The organism is Pseudomonas mandelii, assembly GCF_900106065.1.
In the GTDB taxonomy this organism is placed as follows: Bacteria; Pseudomonadota; Gammaproteobacteria; order Pseudomonadales; family Pseudomonadaceae; genus Aquipseudomonas; species Aquipseudomonas mandelii.
Window position 1 is genome coordinate 4,455,201 of the sequence record NZ_LT629796.1, and the last position, 20,253, is coordinate 4,475,453.

The window sequence follows — 20,253 nt, forward strand, 5'->3', positions numbered from 1 at the left end:
TGGCTCCTACAGGTCCGATTTCAACAATAAGAATGTTGTAACCCATCGAGATTGATCCCTGAACCGAGGTCCCATCAACGAACCACTTCAAGAGTGAATCGAACATGAGCGCCAACGTCGACCTGAACAACCGCCCCGACTACGACACCGTCCTACAGGACATTGCCGATTACGTCCTCAACTTCAAAATCGAGTCCAAGGAAGCGCTCGACACTGCCCGCAACTGCCTGATCGACACCCTCGGCTGCGGCCTGCTGGCCCTGCGCTTCCCCGAATGCACCAAACACCTGGGCCCTATCGTGGAAGGCACCATCGTCCCGTTCGGTGCACGCGTGCCAGGCACCCCATTCCGGCTCGACCCCGTCAAGGCGGCCTGGGACATCGGCTGCATCGTGCGCTGGCTCGACTACAACGACACCTGGCTCGCCGCTGAATGGGGCCATCCGTCTGATAATCTCGGCGGCATTCTCGCAGTGGCCGATCACCTGTCGCAAAAGCGCCTGGCCAATGGCGATGCGCCGCTGACCGTTCGCGCAGTGCTCGAAGCCATGATCATGGCCCACGAGATTCAAGGCGTGATCGCACTGGAAAACTCCTTCAATCGGGTAGGGCTCGATCACGTCATCCTGGTGAAAGTCGCCTCGACCGCCGTCACCGCCAAACTCATGGGCGCCAATCGCGAGCAGTTGCTGTCAGCGTTGTCCCACGCCTTCGCCGACGGCCAGGCGCTGCGCACGTATCGGCATGCGCCGAACGCCGGGTCGCGCAAGTCCTGGGCGGCGGGCGATGCGTCCAGTCGCGGTGTGCGCCTGGCGGACATGGCGATGCGTGGCGAGATGGGCATTCCCGGCGTGCTGACGGCGAAGCAGTGGGGCTTTTACGATGTATTGTTCAGCCACACCAACAACGATCTGGCGCTCAAGCCCGAAGACAAACGCGCCTTCAGCTTCTCCCGCCCATACGGCACCTACGTGATGGAAAACGTGCTGTTCAAAATCAGTTTCCCCGCTGAATTCCACGCACAAACCGCCTGCGAAGCGGCAGTGACGCTTCATCCACAGGTTAGAAATCGTCTGCATGAGATCGACAAAATCGTCATCACCACCCACGAGTCGGCGATCCGGATCATTTCCAAGGTGGGCCCGCTGGCCAACGCTGCCGACCGCGACCACTGCATTCAGTACATGACGGCGGTGCCGCTGGCATTCGGCAATCTGGTCGCCGAGCAGTACGAAGACAGCTTCCACGCGGCGCACCCGATCATTGATGTATTGCGCGAGAAAATGGTCATCGTCGAAGACCCGCAGTACACCCGCGAGTACCTGGAGGCGGACAAGCGTTCCATCGCCAACGCGATCCAGGTGTTTTTCAAGGACGGCTCCAGCACCGAGAAAGTCGTGGTGGAATATCCGATCGGGCATCGCCGTCGCCGCACCGATGGCATTCCGTTGCTGGAGGACAAGTTCAAGGCCAACTTGGCGACGCGCTTCACCGCCCAGCGCAGTGCGGAGATTTTTGCGTTGTGTAAGGATCAGGCTGCGCTGGAGGCAACCCCGGTCAATCGCTTCGTCGACCTGTATGTGATCTGACACGAATTCCTGCAAAAGACAGGGGGCCGGCGATCCGACTTGCCGGCGACGGCGTATTTGCAGACGCCTTCGCCGGCAGCCTGGCTCCTGCAGGGGCGGCCGGCGTCAACCCTTGAGCCATTTTTCGACGGGTAATTTGGTGATGGCAAACCCGGTCAGCAACACCGCCGAATACCCCATCAACTCCCGGGTCAGACTGTGCCCTTCATACCACGCGCCAATCACCACCGCGAACACCGGAAAAATAATAAACACGAACGACAGAATGATCGGGCTCAAGCGTTTGAGCAGCAAAAAGTAAACGATAAACCCGCCCACCGAGGCCACAAGTCCCAGATACAGCAAGGCGCCCCACGAGCGCGCAGTGATGTCTTCGAACACCGGAGCCTCAACGCTCAATCCCGCCACAAACAGCATCAAACCGGCCAGGCCGATGGGCAGCGTGTTGTAAGTAATCACACTGATCGCACTGCCTTGCTTCTTGGTGATGACGTAACACAGCGCATGCATGACCGCCGCCGCCAGAATCGCCAGTACCCCGAACAATTCGGCATGGTCCAGGTGCAGCCCCTGGCTGCGGATAATCATGAACAGACTGCCAAAACCGATGGCGATGCCAATCACTTGCGAAGGGTAGACTTTCTGCCGCAGAAACACGGCGGAAAACAGCAGGATGAACACCGGCATGCAGCTGAACAGCAGCGCGGTCAGGCCGGACGACACGTGCATCTCGCCGTAGTTGAGCAAGTAATACGGCAGGCTGAAATACGACAGGGTGACGAACACGAAAAACCAGCGGCTTTGCCGGGGAAACAGCAGCGGCTCGCGACGCAGCAGGGCGAAGCTCAAAAACAGCGGAAAGGCGATCAGAAAACGCAGCCCGGCGGCGGTCAGCGGGGGCACACTTTCGACGGCAATCTTGATGCCCAGCCACGTCGTGCCCCAACTCAGGCAAACGATCAGGAACAGCACGCTGGTGACCCCTCCGGCCAGCCACGGTTTTCGGATACTGGAAAAGGCGCTGAGGGCCGTGGACATGATCGTGCTCCTTCGTCGTCGAAATTGACCCGGTTACCAAATAGGTCTATCCCTGATTGAACCTGTTTTCAGCACGCTATTCGGGATGGAAATGACTGTCAAAGTAAGTATTGCCACGGTGTCAATCTTGCGCGAAGGCCTGGCTCAGGGACGCGGCGTGAAGTACAAGCGCCTCGCCGAAGCCCTGGAAAAGAGTATCGGCGAAGGTTTGATCGAACCCGGCAGCAAGCTGCCACCCCATCGTCTGTTAGCGGACAGCCTGGGAGTGACCATCGGCACCATCAGCCGTGCCTATGGCGAACTGGAACGGGTAGGGTTGGTCGTGGCTCGTGTAGGAGATGGCACCTATGTGCGTCAGCGGGGGATGGAGCGGGTGCGGGATGGCGGCTTTCGCAATGTCAGCGACGAACCACAGCCTTACTTCGATATGAGTCGGAATCAGCCGATTCCGGGGCAGGAAGGCGCTTTTCTGAGTCAAAGCCTGCAGGCCCTGGCCAGCGATCCATACACCTTGCAACTGCTTAGCGGTTATACGGCCGATGCCGGGTTACCGCGCCATCGTGCGGCAGGTGCCCATTGGCTGCGGCATCAGGCCTTCGTACCGAGCGCCGAGCAGGTTATTTGCGTCAATGGCGGCCAGCACGGCTTGCTCTGCGTGTTGATGGCGCTGCTCAAGCCCGGCGACACTCTGGTCACCGAGCAGTTGACTTACCCCGGGCTGATCAGTGTCGCCCGCATGCTCGGCATCAAGCTGATCGGTGTCGGGATGGATGACGAAGGATTGTTGCCCGAGTCTTTGTCGGAGGTTTGCCAGCATCATCGGGTATCGGCGGTGTACTGCACGCCGACCCTCCAGAATCCTACGGCGGCGGTGATGTCCGTCCCGCGACGTGAGGCGATTGCCGAGGTCTGTCGCCAACATAATTTGCTGATCATCGAGGACGAAGCCCACGCCGTGCTCGCGCAGCAGCGTCCGTTGCCCTTGAGCCACTTTGCCCCGGAGCGTTCGGTGTTGATCGGCAGTCTGAGCAAAGCGGTTTCGGCGGGTTTACGGGCGGGTTATCTGCATGCGCCGCAACCGTTGATCGGACGTTTGAGCGCGGCGGTGCGCGGGACGTGCTGGATGGCGAGTCCGCTGTCGATGGAGCTGGCGACGGCGTGGATCGAAAACGGTATCGCCGAGCAGTTGCTGGGGCAGCAGATTGCTGAAATCAGTCGCCGCAAGCGTTTGGTCAGCCCCATGTTAGAAGAGGTCGGGTACAAGACTCATCCCCACAGCCCACACTTCTGGATCGAAGTGCCCGAACCGTGGCGAGCATCGCAGATTGCGGCGGAGCTCAAGCAGAACAATTACCTGGTGGCCACCGCGGAGGCGTTTGCGGTCGGGCATGCCGCAGTGCCGCAATTCATTCGGGCGAGTGTGTGTCATTCGGCGGGGGATGATCGGTTGTTGCTGCAGGGGTTTGAAGCATTGGCGAGGGCATTGGCGGAGACCGTGTAATCGTTCTTCGCGAGCAGGCTCGCTCCCACAGTGGATCTCTGTCGTACACAAACTTTGTGTCCACTGGAGATCAACTGTGGGAGCGAGCCTGCTCGCGAATGCGCTATAACGGGCGCCGCAGAACTATTTGAACCGCCGCTCCACCCCTTTCTCCACCAGGATTTTCGCCGAAATCTCTTCCACCGAAAAATGCGTGGAATTGATGTTCGGAATGTTCTCCCGGCGGAACAGGTTCTCCACCTCGCGCACTTCAAACTCGCACTGGGCGTAGCTCGAATAGCGGCTGTTGGGCTTGCGCTCGTTGCGGATCGCGGTGAGACGATCCGGGTCGATGGTCAGGCCGAACAGCTTGTGCTGGTGGGCGCGCAGGGCGGTGGGCAGTTGCAGGCGTTCCATGTCGTCTTCGGTCAGCGGGTAGTTGGCCGCGCGGATGCCGAATTGCATCGCCATGTACAGGCACGTCGGTGTCTTACCACAACGCGACACGCCCACTAGGATGAGGTCGGCCTTGTCGTAATAATGCGTGCGCGCGCCGTCGTCATTGTCGAGGGCGAAGTTCACCGCCTCGATCCGCTCCATGTAATTGGAGTTGGTGCCGATGGAGTGGGATTTGCCGACGGTGTAGGAAGAATGCTCGGTCAGTTCCTGTTCAAGCGGCGCCAGGAAGGTCGAGAAAATGTCGATCATGAAACCATTGGACGTGGCGAGGATCTCACGGATGTCCTGATTGACGATGGTGTCAAAGATAATCGGCCGGAAACCGTCGGTTTCGGCGGCTTTGTTGATTTGTTGTACCATGGCCCGCGCTTTATCCACGTTGTCGATGTACGGACGCGTGAATTTGCTGAAGGTAATGTTTTCGAACTGCGCCAGGAGGCTTTGGCCGAGGGTTTCGGCTGTGATGCCGGTGCCGTCGGAAATAAAGAAAGCAGATCGTTTCATTTGCACCTTGGGCCTTAAGCTAGTGACGAATCTTGGATATGATAGGCGCGATTTGCCGGCCGCCAGTGGCCCGCATTCTCACTTATTTTCCAGGTCCAGGCCATACAGCTGGCAAACGCTCCCCCGAGCGCCCGGCTTCTGAGCTTTTCCAACACAGTTAGTGGAGAGATCACCTTGGTAGAGTACGTAGTTTCCCTCGATAAGCTCGGCGTCCATGATGTAGAGCACGTAGGGGGCAAGAACGCATCCCTGGGCGAGATGATCAGTAACCTCGCAGGTGCCGGTGTATCGGTGCCCGGTGGCTTCGCCACGACAGCTCAGGCTTATCGTGATTTTCTGGAACTGAGCGGCCTGAACGATCAGATCCACGCCGCCCTCGACGCCCTGGACGTCGACGATGTCAACGCCTTGGCCAAGACTGGCGCCCAGATCCGTCAATGGATCATGGAAGCCGAATTCCCCGAGAAACTCAACGCCGAGATCCGCACTGCGTTCGCCACGCTGTCGGCCGGCAACCCTGACATGGCCGTGGCCGTGCGTTCTTCCGCTACCGCCGAAGACCTGCCGGACGCTTCCTTCGCCGGTCAGCAGGAAACCTTCCTGAACATCCGTGGTGTCGAAAACGTTATTCGCGCCGCCAAAGAGGTGTTCGCCTCCCTGTTCAACGACCGCGCGATTTCCTACCGCGTCCACCAGGGCTTCGACCACAAACTGGTTGCCCTGTCGGCTGGCGTGCAGCGCATGGTCCGCTCCGAAACCGGCACCGCCGGCGTGATGTTCACCCTCGATACCGAATCGGGCTTCCGTGACGTGGTGTTCATCACCGGCGCCTACGGCCTGGGTGAAACCGTCGTACAAGGCGCGGTGAACCCGGATGAGTTCTATGTCCACAAAGGCACGCTGGCCGCCGGTCGTCCGGCCATCCTGCGTCGCAACCTGGGCAGCAAGGCCATCAAGATGATCTACGGCGAAGTCGCCACGGCCGGCAAGTCGGTCAAGACCATCGACGTGGACAAGGCCGATCGCGCCCGTTTCTGCCTGACCGACGCTGAAGTCAGCGAACTGGCCAAGCAAGCGATGATCATCGAGAAGCACTACAAGTGCCCGATGGACATCGAATGGGCCAAAGACGGCGACGACGGCAAGCTCTACATCGTTCAGGCCCGTCCTGAAACCGTGAAGAGCCGCACCCAGGCCAACGTCATGGAACGCTACCTGTTGAAAGAAACCGGCACCGTGTTGGTTGAAGGTCGCGCCATCGGCCAGCGCATCGGCGCCGGCAAGGTCCGCATCATCAAGGACGTGTCCGAGATGGACAAGGTCCAGCCAGGCGACGTTCTGGTCTCCGACATGACCGACCCGGACTGGGAACCGGTCATGAAGCGCGCCAGCGCCATCGTCACCAATCGTGGCGGCCGTACTTGCCACGCGGCGATCATCGCTCGCGAGCTGGGCATCCCGGCCGTGGTCGGTTGCGGCAACGCCACCCAGCTGTTGCAAGACGGCCAGGGCGTGACTGTTTCCTGCGCTGAAGGCGACACCGGTTACATCTTCGAAGGCGAACTGGGCTTCGACATCAAGAAAAACTCCGTCGATGCCATGCCTGATCTGCCGTTCAAGATCATGATGAACGTCGGTAACCCGGACCGTGCATTCGACTTCGCGCAACTGCCGAACGCCGGTGTGGGCCTGGCCCGTCTGGAATTCATCATCAACCGCATGATCGGCGTGCACCCCAAGGCGCTGCTGAACTACGCCGGGCTGCCGCAGGACATCAAGGACAGCGTCGACAAGCGCATTGCCGGTTACGACGATCCGGTCGGTTTCTATGTCGAGAAACTGGTTGAAGGCATCAGCACCCTGGCCGCTGCGTTCACGCCGAAAAAGGTCATCGTGCGTCTGTCGGACTTCAAGTCCAACGAATACGCCAACCTGATCGGCGGCAAGCTCTACGAGCCGGAAGAAGAAAACCCGATGCTGGGTTTCCGTGGCGCCTCGCGTTACATAAGCGAATCGTTCCGCGACTGCTTCGAACTCGAATGCCGTGCCCTCAAGCGCGTGCGCAACGAGATGGGCCTGACCAACGTCGAAATCATGGTGCCCTTCGTCCGTACCCTCGGCGAAGCCAGCCAGGTCATCGATCTGTTGGCGGAGAACGGTCTGAAGCGTGGCGAAAATGGTCTGCGCATCATCATGATGTGCGAGCTGCCGTCCAACGCCATCCTCGCTGAAGAATTCCTCGAGTTCTTCGACGGCTTCTCCATCGGCTCCAACGACCTGACCCAGCTGACCCTGGGCCTGGACCGTGACTCCGGGATCATCGCGCACCTGTTCGACGAGCGTAATCCGGCGGTCAAGAAGCTGCTGGCCAACGCGATTCAGGCCTGCAACAAGGCTGGCAAGTACATCGGCATTTGCGGTCAGGGCCCTTCGGACCACCCTGATCTGGCCAAGTGGCTGATGGAGCAGGGCATCGAAAGCGTTTCGCTGAACCCCGATTCCGTACTGGAAACCTGGTTCTTCCTGGCTGAAGGTCAGGCTTCGGCTTGATGGTGTGAGTGAAGCCCCGGCCGCTTTAGTGGCTGGGGCTTTAAGATTCAAGTAGGGCGGGCTCCTCTGGAAGCCGCCCTTTTTTGTGCAAGAGCATTATGCAAAGCAGCAGCAACCTATTTCCTGTCGCCCTGATCAGCGCCGAGCGTCGCGGCGATCTGAGCGAAGATGTCTATCGTTTGAAACCTGGCAACAGCCCTGACGGCACCGTCGAACTGGCTGTGACGCGTCTTGGCATGGCTGATGAATCGTCCGTGCGTGGCGTGCCGGTGATTTTGTTGCACGGCAGCTTTTCCAATCGCCGGTTCTGGTTCTCGCCGAAAGGACTTGGGCTGGGCGCCTACCTGACGCGCCTGGGATTCGATGTCTGGATTCCCGAAATGCGCGGTCACGGCCTGTCCCAGCGTAATCAGAACTACCGCAAGAACCGTGTTGCCGACTACGCCCGTTACGATCTGCCGGCCATTGGCGCGTTCGTGCGCGAGCAGAGCGGTCAGGTCCCGCACTGGATCGGTCACTCGCTGGGCGGCATCACATTGGCGGCGGCACTGGGTGGGGAATACATCGGCGAGCCTGTCGTGGCGTCGGCGGCGTTCTTCGGCACGCAGGTCAGTCGCACCTACTGGCCGTTGAAAATTCCACCGGTGGAGTGGAGCGGGCGCTTCATTCTCAAGCGTTTCGCCCAACTGTCCGGTTCGCGGCTCAAGCGTGGCCCGGAGGACGAGCCGATTGGCCTGGCCCTGGAAAGCATGCGCTGGTATGGCCTGTTCGGGCGCTTCGGCGAGGCGGAGAAGGACTGGTGGGCGGGATTGGCCGACGTTCAAATACCGGTGCTGGCCGTGAGTGCCGCTGGCGATCACCAGGATCCGGCATGGGCGTGCCGCAAGTTGTTCGATCAAATGGGTTCCGAACACAAGCAATTCATCAACCTTGGCCGCGAGCAGGGCTTTGGCGATAATTTCGGTCACGTGGAAATGCTCGTCAGCAAAGCCGCCCAAACTGAAGTCTGGCCGTTGGTAGCGCGCTGGCTGGCTGATCAGCAAACGCCTTTACTGGGAGAAAAGCCGGATTTGGCCACGGCAATCTGAGCCTGATGCTCTAACAAGGGCATTTCGCTCTGTTCGGCTTGAGGCTAAGATATGACGCATTGAGCTGTTCCGGTCACTTTGCGACACACTCGATTGTCTTCCTCTCTACAGGAGTTTCTCGATGAACCATTACCTCACGCCTGACCTGTGCGACGCCTACCCGGAGCTGGTGCAGGTGCTGGAACCGATGTTCAGCAATTTCGGCGGCCGTGATTCTTTCGGCGGCGAAATCGTGACCATCAAGTGCTTCGAAGACAACTCGCTGGTCAAGGAACAAGCCGAGCTCAAGGGCAATGGCAAGGTGCTGGTGGTCGACGGTGGCGGTTCCCTGCGTCGTGCCCTGCTGGGCGACATGATCGCCGAGAAAGCCGCGAACAACGGCTGGGAAGGGCTGGTGATCTATGGTTGCATCCGTGACGTCGACGTCATTGCGCAAACCGACCTGGGGGTTCAGGCACTGGCGAGCCATCCCATGAAGACCGACAAGCGTGGTATCGGCGATCTCAACGTGGCGGTGACCTTTGCGGGCGTGACCTTCCATCCAGGCCATTACATCTACGCGGACAACAACGGCGTGATCATCTCGCCAAGCCCGCTGAAGATGCCTGAATAAAGCGCAAGACCAACAAAGGGGTGAGGATGTTCGAGGAAGAAAACGCGCAGTGGGGGCTGGTGCATGCCCTGGTGCTGGATGGTAAAGGCGGTGCGCGTTCGATAGCCCGGACTGAACTCGATGACTTGCAGCTACAGGCCCATGAAAGCCTGTGGCTGCATTGGGATCGCAGTCACCCGCAAACCCAGACCTGGCTGCGCAAATCCAGCGGTCTGAGTGAATTCAGCTGTGACCTGCTGCTCGAAGAGAACACCCGTCCGCGCCTTCTGCCGCTGCCGGACTCCGAACTCCTGCTGTTTCTGCGCGGGGTCAACCTGAACCCGGGCGCAGAACCGGAAGACATGGTCTCGGTGCGTATCTTCGCCTCAGCCCAGCGTGTGATTTCCCTTCGCCTGCGTCCATTGCGCGCCACTGATGAGTTGCTGGTGACGCTGGCCGAAGGCAAAGGGCCGAAAACCGCCTCCGAACTCATCCTTTATATGGCTCAGTACCTCACCCACAAGGTGCAGGATCTGGTCAGTTGCCTCTCGGAAGTGGTCGATGAGGAAGAAGAAAAACTGGATGCCGACGAACGGTATACACCCGAGCACGGCGCCATTTTGCAGATCCGTCGACGGGCTGCTGCACTGAAACGTTTCCTTGCTCCGCAGCGGGAAATTTTCGGACAGCTGACGCGGATAAAACTGCCCTGGTTCGTCGAAGACGATGGCGATTACTGGAACGAATTGAACAACAGCCTGACCCGATATCTTGAGGAGCTGGAATTGACCCGGGAGCGGGTGGGGCTGGTCCTCGAGGCTGAAGACCGACGTTTGAGCGTGCGCATGAATCGCACGATGTACCGCTTCGGGATCATCACCGGGATCTTTTTGCCGATGAGTTTTCTGACCGGTCTTCTGGGCATCAACGTCGGTGGAATTCCATTCTCCGCCAGCCCTTATGGGTTCCTGATCGCGTGCCTGATGATGGTTTCGGTAGCGCTCGGACAGTGGTGGTTATTTAGACGTTTGCGCTGGGTGTGACGATGAGCCATGTGACCCGGGCAAATTTGACCGCGTCTTTCACAGACATCACGAGAGGTGCGTATGCACGATCCGTTTGAACAGTCTTTGCGCGACATGCTGAACGCCTCGCCGTCCACCCGTGACGACGATGCGTGCCTTGGGCGTGTCCTGAAAACCGCCAACCGCCAGGTCGGCGCTGGCGATCTGTTCAGCCTGCTGGGCCGCTGGTTGCCCGCGCTGATGATTGCCCTCAATAACGGCTCGGCCCACGTCTCGCCGGTATCCCGCCACCGTAAACCTACCGTTCGCACCGCTGATAAGGCTGATTGAATATGGAACTTGATCTCTGGACACAGAGCCTCGTCACTGCAATGACTGCGTTATGGACCAAGGTGGCCAATTTCATCCCGAACCTGTTCGGCGCGCTGGTTGTGCTGCTGTTGGGTTTCGTCGTTGCGAAACTTTTGGATACTTTGCTGTCGAAGTTGCTCGCCAAGCTGGGCCTTGATCGCCTGATGGGCGGCACCGGTCTGACTAAATTGCTGTCCCGGGCCGGCTTGCAAGTGCCGATCTCGACCCTGATCGGAAAGATTGTCTATTGGTTCGTTCTGCTGATTTTTCTGGTTTCTGCCGCAGAGTCCCTTGGACTTGAGCGAGTTTCGGCTACGCTTGACATGCTTGCGCTGTATTTGCCGAAAGTATTTGGCGCCGCGCTGGTGCTGCTGGTGGGTGTGTTGCTGGCGCAACTGGCCAATGGGCTGGTGCGTGGTGCCGCAGAGGGCGTAGGGCTGGATTACGCTGCGGGCCTGGGGCGAATTGCCCAGGGGCTGGTAATTATCATCAGTATTTCGGTCGCGATCAGCCAGTTGGAGGTCAAGACTGACCTGCTCAACCACGTGATTGTGATCGTTTTGATTACCGTTGGTCTGGCAGTTGCGCTGGCCATGGGGTTGGGAAGCCGGGAAATTGCCGGTCAGATTCTTGCGGGAATCTATGTGCGTGAGTTGTATCAGGTTGGGCAACAAGTGCGTGTTGGCGAGGTCGAAGGTCAGATCGAAGAGATCGGCACGGTTAAAACCACATTGCTGACCGATGAGGGTGAGCTAGTCTCTCTCTCCAATCGGATCCTCCTGGAGCAGCATGTGAGTAGCCGCTAACCCGGCAAACCCTGCTAATGTATGCCGCCGCAAAGTGCCCTGTAAGGGCTGCGGCGGACATTGACCTGACTGTCGGCCCGACTTGTTTTGAATAAAGCTCAATCGCTCTCCACGCGCTACGACCCCCGCGAGCTCTCTGATGAGGAGTTGGTCGCGCGCTCGCATACCGAGCTGTTTCACGTAACACGCGCCTATGAAGAACTGATGCGGCGTTACCAACGAACATTATTTAACGTCTGTGCACGATATCTGGGGAACGATCGCGACGCGGACGATGTCTGTCAGGAAGTGATGTTGAAGGTGTTGTATGGCCTGAAGAACTTCGAGGGAAAATCGAAGTTCAAAACGTGGCTCTACAGCATCACGTACAACGAATGCATCACACAGTATCGGAAGGAACGGCGAAAGCGTCGCTTGATGGACGCTTTGAGTCTGGACCCCCTCGAGGAAGCGTCTGAAGAAAAGACGCCGAAACCCGAGGATAAGGGTGGACTTGATCGCTGGCTGGTGTATGTGAACCCGATTGACCGTGAAATTCTGGTGCTACGATTTGTCGCAGAGCTGGAGTTTCAGGAGATCGCAGACATCATGCACATGGGTTTGAGTGCAACAAAAATGCGGTACAAACGCGCTCTAGACAAATTGCGTGAGAAATTTGCAGGCATTGCTGAAACTTAGTTCGGCGCAAATATCTCTTACGTGTAGGCAAGTTCTGATAGACTTGCCGCCGAGTTGTCCCCCGGTTTGCGGGACTGCTTCACAATCACCAGATGGGGATTTAACGGATGAAACTGAAAAACACCTTGGGCTTGGCCATTGGTTCTTTGATTGCCGCCACTTCGTTCGGCGCTCTGGCACAAGGCCAAGGCGCAGTTGAAATCGAAGGCTTCGCTAAGAAAGAACAATTCGACAGCGCTCGTAACTTCAAGAACAACGGCAACCTGTTCGGCGGCTCGATCGGTTACTTCTTGACCGACGACGTTGAACTGCGTCTGGGCTACGACGAAGTGCACAACGTTCGTTCCGACGACGGTCGTAACATCAAGGGCGCTAACACCGCTCTGGACGCTCTGTACCACTTCAACAACCCAGGTGACATGCTGCGTCCTTACGTCTCTGCCGGTTTCTCGGACCAGAGCATCGACCAGAATGGCAGCAACGGCCGCAACCGTTCGACCTTCGCCAACGTTGGCGGCGGTGCCAAGCTGTACTTCACTGACAACTTCTATGCCCGTGCTGGCGTTGAAGCTCAGTACAACATCGACCAAGGCGACACCGAGTGGGCTCCAAGCGTCGGTATCGGTGTGAACTTCGGTGGCGGCTCCAAGCCTGCTGCTGCTCCAGTTCCAGCACCAGCTGAAGTCTGCTCCGACAGCGACAACGATGGCGTTTGCGACAACGTTGACAAGTGCCCGGACACCCCAGCCAACGTAACTGTTGACGCTGATGGCTGCCCAGCAGTTGCTGAAGTTGTTCGTGTTGAACTGGACGTGAAATTCGACTTCGACAAGTCGGTAGTCAAGCCTAACAGCTACGGCGACATCAAAAACCTCGCTGATTTCATGAAACAGTACCCATCCACCACCACTACTGTTGAAGGTCACACTGACTCCGTCGGTCCTGACGCTTACAACCAGAAACTGTCCGAGCGTCGTGCAAACGCCGTTAAGCAAGTTCTGACCAACCAGTACGGTGTTGAATCGACCCGCGTTCAGTCTGTTGGCTACGGCGAATCCCGCCCAGTTGCTGACAACAAAACTGAAGCTGGCCGCGCTGTAAACCGTCGCGTAGAAGCGCAGGTTGAAGCTCAAGCTAAGTAATTAGCCCGCAGCTCTGAGAAAAGCCCGGCTTAGGCCGGGCTTTTCTTTGTCTGCGATTTGGTGAGGGGCGAGCCGTCAGGCGCGTTGATATCCAGCATTGATGTCGACGGACAAGTCCGCTTCGCGAGCAGACTCGTTCCCACAGTAAAGCGCAGAGCGGGCTGCTACCGCGCCAATGACCAGGATCGCCGGGCTTTTCAATTCGAATGCTGAGGCATCCTGTTCCATGGCCGTCAAATTGCTCCGACATTCCCGTTGGTGCGCCAGGGACGCGTTTTCAATCATCGCCACCGGCATATCCGCCGCCATCCCCCCGGCCAGCAGCTGCTCGCGGATCTCGCTCAGCTTCGCCACGCCCATATAAATCACCAGCGTCGTGCCGCCCTGGGCCAGGGCCTGCCAGTTCAGGCTGCTGCCGTCCTGAGTGTGGGCGGTGACCAGCGTCACGCCACGGGCTACGCCTCTGAGGGTCAGCGGAATATCGCATTGCGTCGCACCCGCCAGCCCGGCAGTGATGCCGTTGACCAGTTCGACTTCAACGCCGTGCTCGCGCAACCACTGTGCCTCTTCACCGCCGCGACCGAAGATGCACGGATCGCCGCCCTTGAGCCGTACCACGCATTTGCCGTGGCGGGCATAACGCAGCATCAGGCGATGAATGAAGGCTTGAGGCGTGGAACGACAGCCGCCGCGTTTGCCCACAGGAATGATCCGCGCGCCGGGGCAATGCTCCAGCACCGCGTCATTGACCAGATCGTCGATCAGCACCACATCTGCTTCGCTCAACGCCCGAACAGCCTTGAGGGTCAGCAATTCAGGGTCGCCGGGACCTGCACCCACCAGCCAGACTTTTGCGCTCATCGTATTTTCCTCACGCGATAACGGCGATCGGCTGCGCAGTGGCAGCCAGTAGACGCTTGATTTCAGGTACACAGGAGCCGCATTGCGTGCCGCAGCCCAATTCTTGTTTCAGGCCCTGCAAGTCCAGACCACGGCTGATGCCGGCGCAGACCGCGCGTTGACTGACGTTCTTGCAGTTGCAAAGGGTTTTGGTGCCCGCTGCCGCCGTGCCCGCGTTACCCGGCTGCGCGCTCAGTGGTGCCAGCAGCCAACGGCGCAGTTGTTCGTCGACGCGTCCCTCAAGCCAGAGGTTTTGCAGCCAGTGTTGGGCGAGTGTTTCGCCGGCCAGGCGAATCGCGGTGATCCGACCGTTCTCGATCCGCACGCGTTTGCCGATGGAGCGTCGTGGGTCGTCGTAGGCCAGTACGGGACCGTCGTTGAGCGCCAGGCACTGATCGATGTCACGCAGCAGTTGCGGATCAGGCGCGGCGGCGCTGGCAGCGCGTATCAGCAGCGCAGGGCGTTCACGGCCGACCAGGCTGAGGCTGGCGTAGGAAAACGCCTCGCAGAGCGGTCGTAGCGTCTCAAAATGTTGTTGAACATTGCCTTCGACCAGGGCGAACAGCTGCCACGGCAACTGCACCGGCTCAAGTCGCACGCCACTGTGTTTGAGTTCCGGTTGTTTTGACAGCGGATCAAAAGCGGGCAGGGTGAGGGTGTTCACGCCGCCCTTGAGGAAACGGTCACCAAAATGCATGGGCAGAAAGGCCTGGCCAGGCCGCACGCTGTCGTCGCTGGCGACCGGCACGATCACCGCGCCGCGCCGACTTTTCAGGCTGATCAGATCGCCGGGTTGCAGACGATGCCGACGCATTTCATCCGGATGCAGGCTCAACACGGCCTCGCTGACATGCCCGAACAGCTGCGCGGCGGTGCCGGTGCGGCTCATGCCGTGCCATTGATCGCGCAAGCGACCGGTGATCAGCGTCAGCGGGAAGTGTGCGTCGCGTTGTTCCCTGGCCGCGCGATACGGATCGGCCACAAACTGAGCACGTCCGCTGGCGGTCGGGAAAATACCGTCGAGATACAGGCGTGCAGTGCCTTCGCTGGCGCCAGTGGGGAAGGGCCATTGTTGTGGGCCGAGGCGGTCGATCAGCTCATGACTGATTCCGGACAAGTCCAAATCACGCCCGCGGGTCAGGTGTTTGTATTCGTCGAAGACCTGCGCCGGCGTTTCAAAGGCAAACAGGCTGTTTTGCCCGGGGCGCAGCTGTTTTTCCAGGCGTTGTGCGAAATCCACCGTGATCGCCCAGTCGGAACGCGCTTCACCCGGTGCGACGATGGCCCGGCGAACGTGGGAAATGCGCCGTTCGGAGTTGGTCACCGTGCCGTCCTTTTCGCCCCAACTGGCGGCAGGCAACAGCAGGTCGGCGAACGCGGCGGTTTCGGTGGTGCGAAAGGCTTCCTGCAACACCACGAACGGGCAGGCCTCCAGGGCAGCGCGCACGGCGGTCTGGTCCGGCAACGATTGGGCCGGGTTGGTGCAGGCGATCCACAGGGCTTTGATTTTTCCGCTGCGAACCTGTTCAAACAACTCGATCGCGGTAAGCCCGGCATTTTCCGGAAGTTGATCAACGCCCCAATAGGCCGCCACTTCCGCGCGATGCTCGGCATTGGCCGCTTCGCGATGGCCCGGCAGCAGGTTCGACAGGCTGCCGGTTTCCCGTCCACCCATGGCATTTGGCTGACCGGTCAGGGAGAACGGTCCTGCGCCGGGACGGCCGATTTGCCCGGTGGCCAGGTGCAGATTGATCAGTGCGCTGTTTTTGGCGCTACCGGCGGTGGACTGGTTCAATCCCATGCACCACAGCGACAGAAAACTCGTGGAGGTGCCTACCCATCTGGCGCATTCCTGTAATTGCTCGACCTCGATCCCACACAGCTGCGACACCATTGACGGCGTGTAATCGCGTACAAGATTGGTCAGTTCGGCCAAACCTTCGGTATGAGCCTGGATGAAATCGCGGTCGACCCAGTCTTCGCACAGCAGCAGGTGCAAAATCCCATGGAACAAGGCGACATCGGTCCCGGGAAGAATCGCCAGGTGCAGGTCGGCCAAATCGCAGGTGTCGGTACGACGGGGGTCAATGACGATAACTTTCATCTGCGGGCGGCGGGACCGGGCTTCTTCCAGGCGACGAAACAGCACCGGGTGGGCGTAGGCCATGTTGCTGCCGACGATCATCACGCAGTCGCTCAGTTCCAGGTCTTCGTAGCTGCATGGCGGCGCATCGGCCCCGAGGCTGCGCTTGTAGCCGACCACTGCGGATGACATGCACAGCCGCGAATTGCTGTCGATGTTGTTGGTGCCCACCAGCGCTCGCGCCAGTTTGTTGAAGGCGTAATAGTCCTCGGTCAGCAACTGCCCGGAAATGTAGAACGCCACGCTGTCCGGGCCGTGTTCGGCGATGGTTCGGGCAAAGACATTGGCCGCGTGGTCGAGGGCGGTGTCCCAGTCGGTGCGGCTGCGGGCCAGGCCTTTGCCCAGGCGCAGTTCGGGGTACAACGCTCGCGCGGTCAAGTCGCCCGTCAGGTGCAAGGTCGACCCCTTGCTGCACAGCTTGCCGAAGTTCGCCGGGTGGCTCGGATCGCCGCTGACGCCGAGAATGCGCTCGCCGTCATGCTCGATCAGCACGCCGCAGCCGACCCCACAGTAGCAGCAGGTGGAAGCGGTAATCTGGTTCATCAGCTTGCTTCCCTGCCGGAGTGTCCTGCGTCGCCGATGGCCTGCTCCATGAACGAAGCGTCGCCGAACATCAGGTGATCGCGGATCTCGTCGATGTCGTGATTTTCACGAATCTGTCGGAAATACCACCCGCCATCGGCCGTGTCGCCGTACAGACAGGCGCCGACCAGCACGTCATCCTTGATCACCAGTTTTTTGTAGACCCCACCGATCGGGTCGGAGAGGGTGATGGTTTCGGTACCTTCGCCGCCCATGAAGTCGCCGGCGGAGAACAGGTCGATGCCTGTGACTTTCAATTTGGTCGAGGTCACCGAGCCTTTGTAGGTGGCGAAGCCCAGTTGCGCGAGGTGGTTGGCGCAGACCTTGGCTTGCTCGAACAGCGGCGCGACCAGGCCGTAGGCGGTTCCGCGGTGGCTGGCGCATTCGCCGATGGCGTAGATCCGTGGGTCATAGGTTTGCAGGGTGTCATTGACCAGAATCCCGCGATGGCAGGGGATGCCGGATTTTTCCGCCAGTTCGGTGCTTGGGCGGATGCCGGCGGCCATGACCACCAGGTCGGCGGGGATGATGTCGCCATTCTTGAATTCAACCGAGCCGACCCGGCCGTTGCCGGCATCGTGCAGGGCCTGAGTCTGTTCGCTCAGACGAAAATGCAGGCCGCGGGCTTCCAGGGCAGTTTGCAGGAGTTGGCCACTGGTTTTGTCCAGCTGCCGCTCCAGCAGCCACTCGCCGATGTGCACCACGGTGACGTGCATGCCGCGCAGCATCAGACCGTTTGCAGCTTCCAGGCCGAGCAGACCGCCACCGATCACCACGGCGTGCTTGTGGGTTTTCGCGGTGTTGATCATGGCCTGGGTGTCGGCGATGTCGCGATAGCCGATCACACCCTGCAAAGCGTTGCCGGGGATCGGCAGGATGAACGGGGTCGAGCCGGTCGCGATCAGCAGGCGATCGTATTCCGCCTCGGTGCCGTCGTCGGCGATCACGCGGCGTTTGACCCGGTCGATCTCCACTACTTTGCGGTTGAGCAGCAACTTGATGCTGTTGTCCAGGTACCAGTCGAGATCGTTCAGTACGATCTCGTCGAAGGTCTGTTCACCGGCCAGTACCGGTGACAGCAGGATGCGGTTGTAGTTGGTATGGGGTTCGGCGCCGAAGACCGTGATGTCGTACAGCTCGTTGCTCAACTTGAGCAGTTCTTCCAGGGTACGAACCCCGGCCATGCCGTTGCCGATCATCACCAGTTTTAGTTTTTTCATCAGGTTCTCCGGGGAGCTCGGACCCGCCTCATCAGGGCTGTCAGGTCTTGCTCGACATATTTTGCGCAAACAAAAAAAGGCGTCCCGCTAGTTGCCTAGCGAGGACGCCTTTGTCCTGGTCCCGTTCTCTCGGGAAGCACACCCTTCATCGTTGAAGGCTGGGCTTTATGTCTGTTGGGAGAGGTAATGCAGTGGTTGTGCCAAGTTGTCAGAACCCGGGTTTAGAGCGGGAAATAACAGTTTTGAGTCAAAGCGTCCGATTTATTGCACCGAATCAAAGCGCGTTGCCCATTAATGGAGCGAGTTGCTGATGGGGCTGGCGGGGCTGTCAGTCCGCCATCGCGAGCAGGCTCGCTCCCACAATGGTCTCCCGGACACTGGAGATCCCCTGTGGGAGCGAGCCTGCTCGCGATGGGCACGACGGGGAATCAGCCTTGAAACAGCAAAACCAGCAGCACCAGATTCACCACCAACATCACCAGCGCCAGCGTCCGCCAGACCTTCAACGGCTCGCGCTCCAGCAGCGGTCTGGGCCGCACACTCAAACTGCGTCGCTCTCCCTGCTCCAGCAACAGCAACCATTCTTCCGCCGTTTCAAACCGTTGACCCGGATCCGCCGCGACCGCGCGCTCCAGGCTTTGCGCGATCCAGTCCGGCAGGTCGGGGCGGTAACGGCTGGGGCTGACGGGCACGCCAAACCGTGGACGCTGGAAGGCTTCGATTTCGCCGTAGGGATAATGCCCGGTCAGCAGGAAATACAGGGTGACACCGACTGCGAACAGATCCTGTTGCGGTGTCGGTGCCTCACCGGCAAAGGCTTCCGGCGCGATATAGCTCGGCGTGCCGGGCAAGGTCGTGGGTTGATCTTCTGACAGACCAGGGCAGTAGGCGAGGCCGAAATCCAGCAAGCGCAATTCACCGTCGTCGCCCAGCAACAGGTTCTCCGGTTTGATGTCGCGATGAAGAATCTGCCGGCGATGCAGCATGCCGACGGCCTTGAGCAGACGTTCGGCCAGATCCTGCCATTGCGCCAGCGGCAGCGCGGCAACCCGTTCGTGCAACTGCGCCAGAGTGGAGCCGGAATACTCGCGCATCACGTAATACAAATGCTGACGCTGACTGGCGGCATGAACTTCAGGGAAATGCCGTCCGGCCACGCGCTTGAGAAACCATTCCTCCGACAGCAAAGCCTGCCCGGCGAGGTGATCGTCGCGCAGTGCGGCGGGCAAGGTTTTCAGCAGCCAGGGGTGTTGTTGGCTGTCGCGAACCCGATAAAGCAGCGACTGCTGGCTCTGGCCGAGCATCCCTTCGACCTGCCAGCCCTCGAACATCTGGCCCGGTTTCAGTGCGGGTGGCAGTGGCCATTGCTGCAGATGAATCAGCGCATCGCCAATGCTCGTCTCACCGAGGGCATCGACCCGCACCAACAGGGCGCTGGCATTGTCCTGACTGCCCGCCAGGTGCGCTGCGCTGACCAGGGTTTGCGCCGCGCTGTGCAGGTCCGGTTGGTCGCGCAGAATCGCCGCAATGGCGGTGTCGCCCAGCACCGCCCAGATGCCGTCGCTGAGCAGCACAAAGCTCTCATCGAGGCGAAGTTCACCGTCAAGAAAATCCAGGACCAGATGCTGATCGAGCCCCAGCGCTCGCTTGAGCACATGCTGCATGCCCGGCTGGTCCCAGACGTGATCTTCGCTGACCCGCTGCAAGGTGTCGGCGTGCCAGCGATACACCCGGCAATCGCCGACATGGGCCAAGGTAAAACGCCTGCCGCGCATGACCAAAGCACTGACAGTCGTGAGCAATGGTTGCCCACCGCCATTGGCCTGCAACCAGCGATTTTGCGCCAGCAGCAGGCGATCCAGCGCTTGCGCGACACCCCAGGTTTCCGGGGTGGCGTAATAGTCCAGCGCCAGGGCCTGCAAGGTCGAACGGGCGGCGAGACCGCCGTCGGCGCACTGGCTGACCCCGTCGGCGATGGCGAACAGGTAACCCTTGCTTGCCGCCAGCGCCGGGGCCGGAGTGACCAGGCGCAGGGCGTCCTGATTTTCCTCGCGAGGGCCGATGGCGCTCGCTTCGGCAAAACTCAATTGCAGGCTCATTGCGGTC

At 59.7% G+C, this 20,253-nt stretch carries 15 protein-coding genes and 1 pseudogene; 10 read left to right on the forward strand and 6 right to left on the reverse strand.

Features of this window, described 5'->3' with window-relative positions; all coding sequences use genetic code 11:
• Positions 1-104 precede the first annotated feature (104 nt).
• Positions 105-1,589, forward strand: a complete 1,485-nt coding sequence (prpD, locus tag BLU63_RS20680; protein ID WP_083376056.1) for a 2-methylcitrate dehydratase — start codon at positions 105-107, stop codon at positions 1,587-1,589.
• 105 nt (positions 1,590-1,694) lie between these two features.
• Here the strand turns inward: prpD and BLU63_RS20685 are convergent, their stop codons facing one another.
• The gene (locus BLU63_RS20685) at positions 1,695-2,582 is read right to left on the reverse strand and encodes a DMT family transporter (protein ID WP_167362299.1); all 888 of its coding nucleotides are present in this window, start codon (positions 2,580-2,582) and stop codon (positions 1,695-1,697) included.
• Positions 2,583-2,718: 136 nt separating this feature from the next.
• On the opposite strand from BLU63_RS20685, the gene BLU63_RS20690 reads away from it, so the two are divergent.
• Positions 2,719-4,128, forward strand: a complete 1,410-nt coding sequence (locus tag BLU63_RS20690) for an aminotransferase-like domain-containing protein (RefSeq protein WP_083377280.1) — start codon at positions 2,719-2,721, stop codon at positions 4,126-4,128.
• A 123-nt stretch (positions 4,129-4,251) separates the two neighbouring features.
• On the opposite strand, the gene ppsR is transcribed toward BLU63_RS20690, so the two are convergent.
• Positions 4,252-5,070 carry a posphoenolpyruvate synthetase regulatory kinase/phosphorylase PpsR gene (ppsR, locus tag BLU63_RS20695; RefSeq protein WP_077748193.1) on the reverse strand — a complete coding sequence of 273 codons (819 nt, stop codon included), beginning with the start codon at positions 5,068-5,070 and terminating at the stop codon, positions 4,252-4,254.
• A gap of 174 nt (positions 5,071-5,244) precedes the next feature.
• Here ppsR and ppsA point away from each other — a divergent pair, with 174 nt between their 5' ends.
• The 8 genes from ppsA to BLU63_RS20735 all read left to right on the forward strand — a co-directional run bounded on the left by ppsA (position 5,245) and on the right by BLU63_RS20735 (position 13,302).
• Positions 5,245-7,620, forward strand: coding sequence for a phosphoenolpyruvate synthase (gene ppsA, locus BLU63_RS20700; protein ID WP_010456532.1), 2,376 nt, complete (start codon positions 5,245-5,247; stop codon positions 7,618-7,620).
• Positions 7,621-7,718: 98 nt separating this feature from the next.
• Positions 7,719-8,708 (forward strand): alpha/beta fold hydrolase, encoded by a 990-nt coding sequence (locus BLU63_RS20705; RefSeq protein WP_083376058.1) that lies wholly within the window; start codon positions 7,719-7,721, stop codon positions 8,706-8,708.
• A gap of 121 nt (positions 8,709-8,829) precedes the next feature.
• Complete coding sequence (rraA, locus tag BLU63_RS20710; protein ID WP_010456528.1) at positions 8,830-9,321, forward strand: ribonuclease E activity regulator RraA; 492 nt, start codon at positions 8,830-8,832, stop codon at positions 9,319-9,321.
• A 26-nt stretch (positions 9,322-9,347) separates the two neighbouring features.
• On the forward strand, positions 9,348-10,343 hold the full coding sequence (locus BLU63_RS20715; protein WP_083376059.1) for a zinc transporter ZntB: 996 nt from the start codon (positions 9,348-9,350) through the stop codon (positions 10,341-10,343).
• A 63-nt stretch (positions 10,344-10,406) separates the two neighbouring features.
• A complete protein-coding gene (locus BLU63_RS20720; protein WP_007944521.1) occupies positions 10,407-10,655 on the forward strand; it encodes a hypothetical protein in 249 nt (82 codons plus the stop codon).
• Positions 10,656-10,657: 2 nt separating this feature from the next.
• Positions 10,658-11,482, forward strand: coding sequence for a mechanosensitive ion channel family protein (locus BLU63_RS20725; protein ID WP_008027407.1), 825 nt, complete (start codon positions 10,658-10,660; stop codon positions 11,480-11,482).
• A gap of 87 nt (positions 11,483-11,569) precedes the next feature.
• Positions 11,570-12,160 (forward strand): RNA polymerase sigma factor SigX, encoded by a 591-nt coding sequence (gene sigX, locus BLU63_RS20730; RefSeq protein WP_010456518.1) that lies wholly within the window; start codon positions 11,570-11,572, stop codon positions 12,158-12,160.
• A gap of 107 nt (positions 12,161-12,267) precedes the next feature.
• Positions 12,268-13,302: an OmpA family protein gene (locus BLU63_RS20735; protein WP_010456516.1), complete on the forward strand. Its 1,035-nt coding sequence runs from the start codon at positions 12,268-12,270 to the stop codon at positions 13,300-13,302.
• 75 nt (positions 13,303-13,377) lie between these two features.
• Here the strand turns inward: BLU63_RS20735 and cobA are convergent, their stop codons facing one another.
• From cobA to BLU63_RS20750, 4 genes and pseudogenes are all read right to left on the reverse strand, one after another.
• Positions 13,378-14,163, reverse strand: coding sequence for a uroporphyrinogen-III C-methyltransferase (gene cobA, locus BLU63_RS20740; RefSeq protein WP_083376060.1), 786 nt, complete (start codon positions 14,161-14,163; stop codon positions 13,378-13,380).
• A gap of 10 nt (positions 14,164-14,173) precedes the next feature.
• Complete coding sequence (locus tag BLU63_RS20745) at positions 14,174-16,888, reverse strand: nitrate reductase (RefSeq protein WP_083377281.1); 2,715 nt, start codon at positions 16,886-16,888, stop codon at positions 14,174-14,176.
• A gap of 2 nt (positions 16,889-16,890) precedes the next feature.
• Positions 16,891-18,147, reverse strand: a pseudogene (locus BLU63_RS32810) (NAD(P)/FAD-dependent oxidoreductase); the annotation flags it as partial.
• A 428-nt stretch (positions 18,148-18,575) separates the two neighbouring features.
• The gene (locus BLU63_RS20750) at positions 18,576-20,246 is read right to left on the reverse strand and encodes a bifunctional protein-serine/threonine kinase/phosphatase (protein WP_083376061.1); all 1,671 of its coding nucleotides are present in this window, start codon (positions 20,244-20,246) and stop codon (positions 18,576-18,578) included.
• Positions 20,247-20,253: the final 7 nt, after the last annotated feature.

Bases quoted from the DNA above. Each gene is read 5' to 3' on its own strand.
- prpD (WP_083376056.1), top strand. From the start codon at position 105: ATGAGCGCCAACGTCGACCTGAACAACCGCCCCGACTACGACACCGTC.
- BLU63_RS20690 (WP_083377280.1), top strand. From the start codon at position 2,719: ATGACTGTCAAAGTAAGTATTGCCACGGTGTCAATCTTGCGCGAAGGC.
- ppsR (WP_077748193.1), bottom strand. From the start codon at position 5,070: ATGAAACGATCTGCTTTCTTTATTTCCGACGGCACCGGCATCACAGCC.
- BLU63_RS20705 (WP_083376058.1), top strand. From the start codon at position 7,719: ATGCAAAGCAGCAGCAACCTATTTCCTGTCGCCCTGATCAGCGCCGAG.
- rraA (WP_010456528.1), top strand. From the start codon at position 8,830: ATGAACCATTACCTCACGCCTGACCTGTGCGACGCCTACCCGGAGCTG.
- BLU63_RS20715 (WP_083376059.1), top strand. From the start codon at position 9,348: ATGTTCGAGGAAGAAAACGCGCAGTGGGGGCTGGTGCATGCCCTGGTG.
- BLU63_RS20720 (WP_007944521.1), top strand. From the start codon at position 10,407: ATGCACGATCCGTTTGAACAGTCTTTGCGCGACATGCTGAACGCCTCG.
- BLU63_RS20725 (WP_008027407.1), top strand. From the start codon at position 10,658: ATGGAACTTGATCTCTGGACACAGAGCCTCGTCACTGCAATGACTGCG.
- BLU63_RS20735 (WP_010456516.1), top strand. From the start codon at position 12,268: ATGAAACTGAAAAACACCTTGGGCTTGGCCATTGGTTCTTTGATTGCC.
- cobA (WP_083376060.1), bottom strand. From the start codon at position 14,163: ATGAGCGCAAAAGTCTGGCTGGTGGGTGCAGGTCCCGGCGACCCTGAA.
- BLU63_RS20745 (WP_083377281.1), bottom strand. From the start codon at position 16,888: ATGAACCAGATTACCGCTTCCACCTGCTGCTACTGTGGGGTCGGCTGC.
- BLU63_RS20750 (WP_083376061.1), bottom strand. From the start codon at position 20,246: ATGAGCCTGCAATTGAGTTTTGCCGAAGCGAGCGCCATCGGCCCTCGC.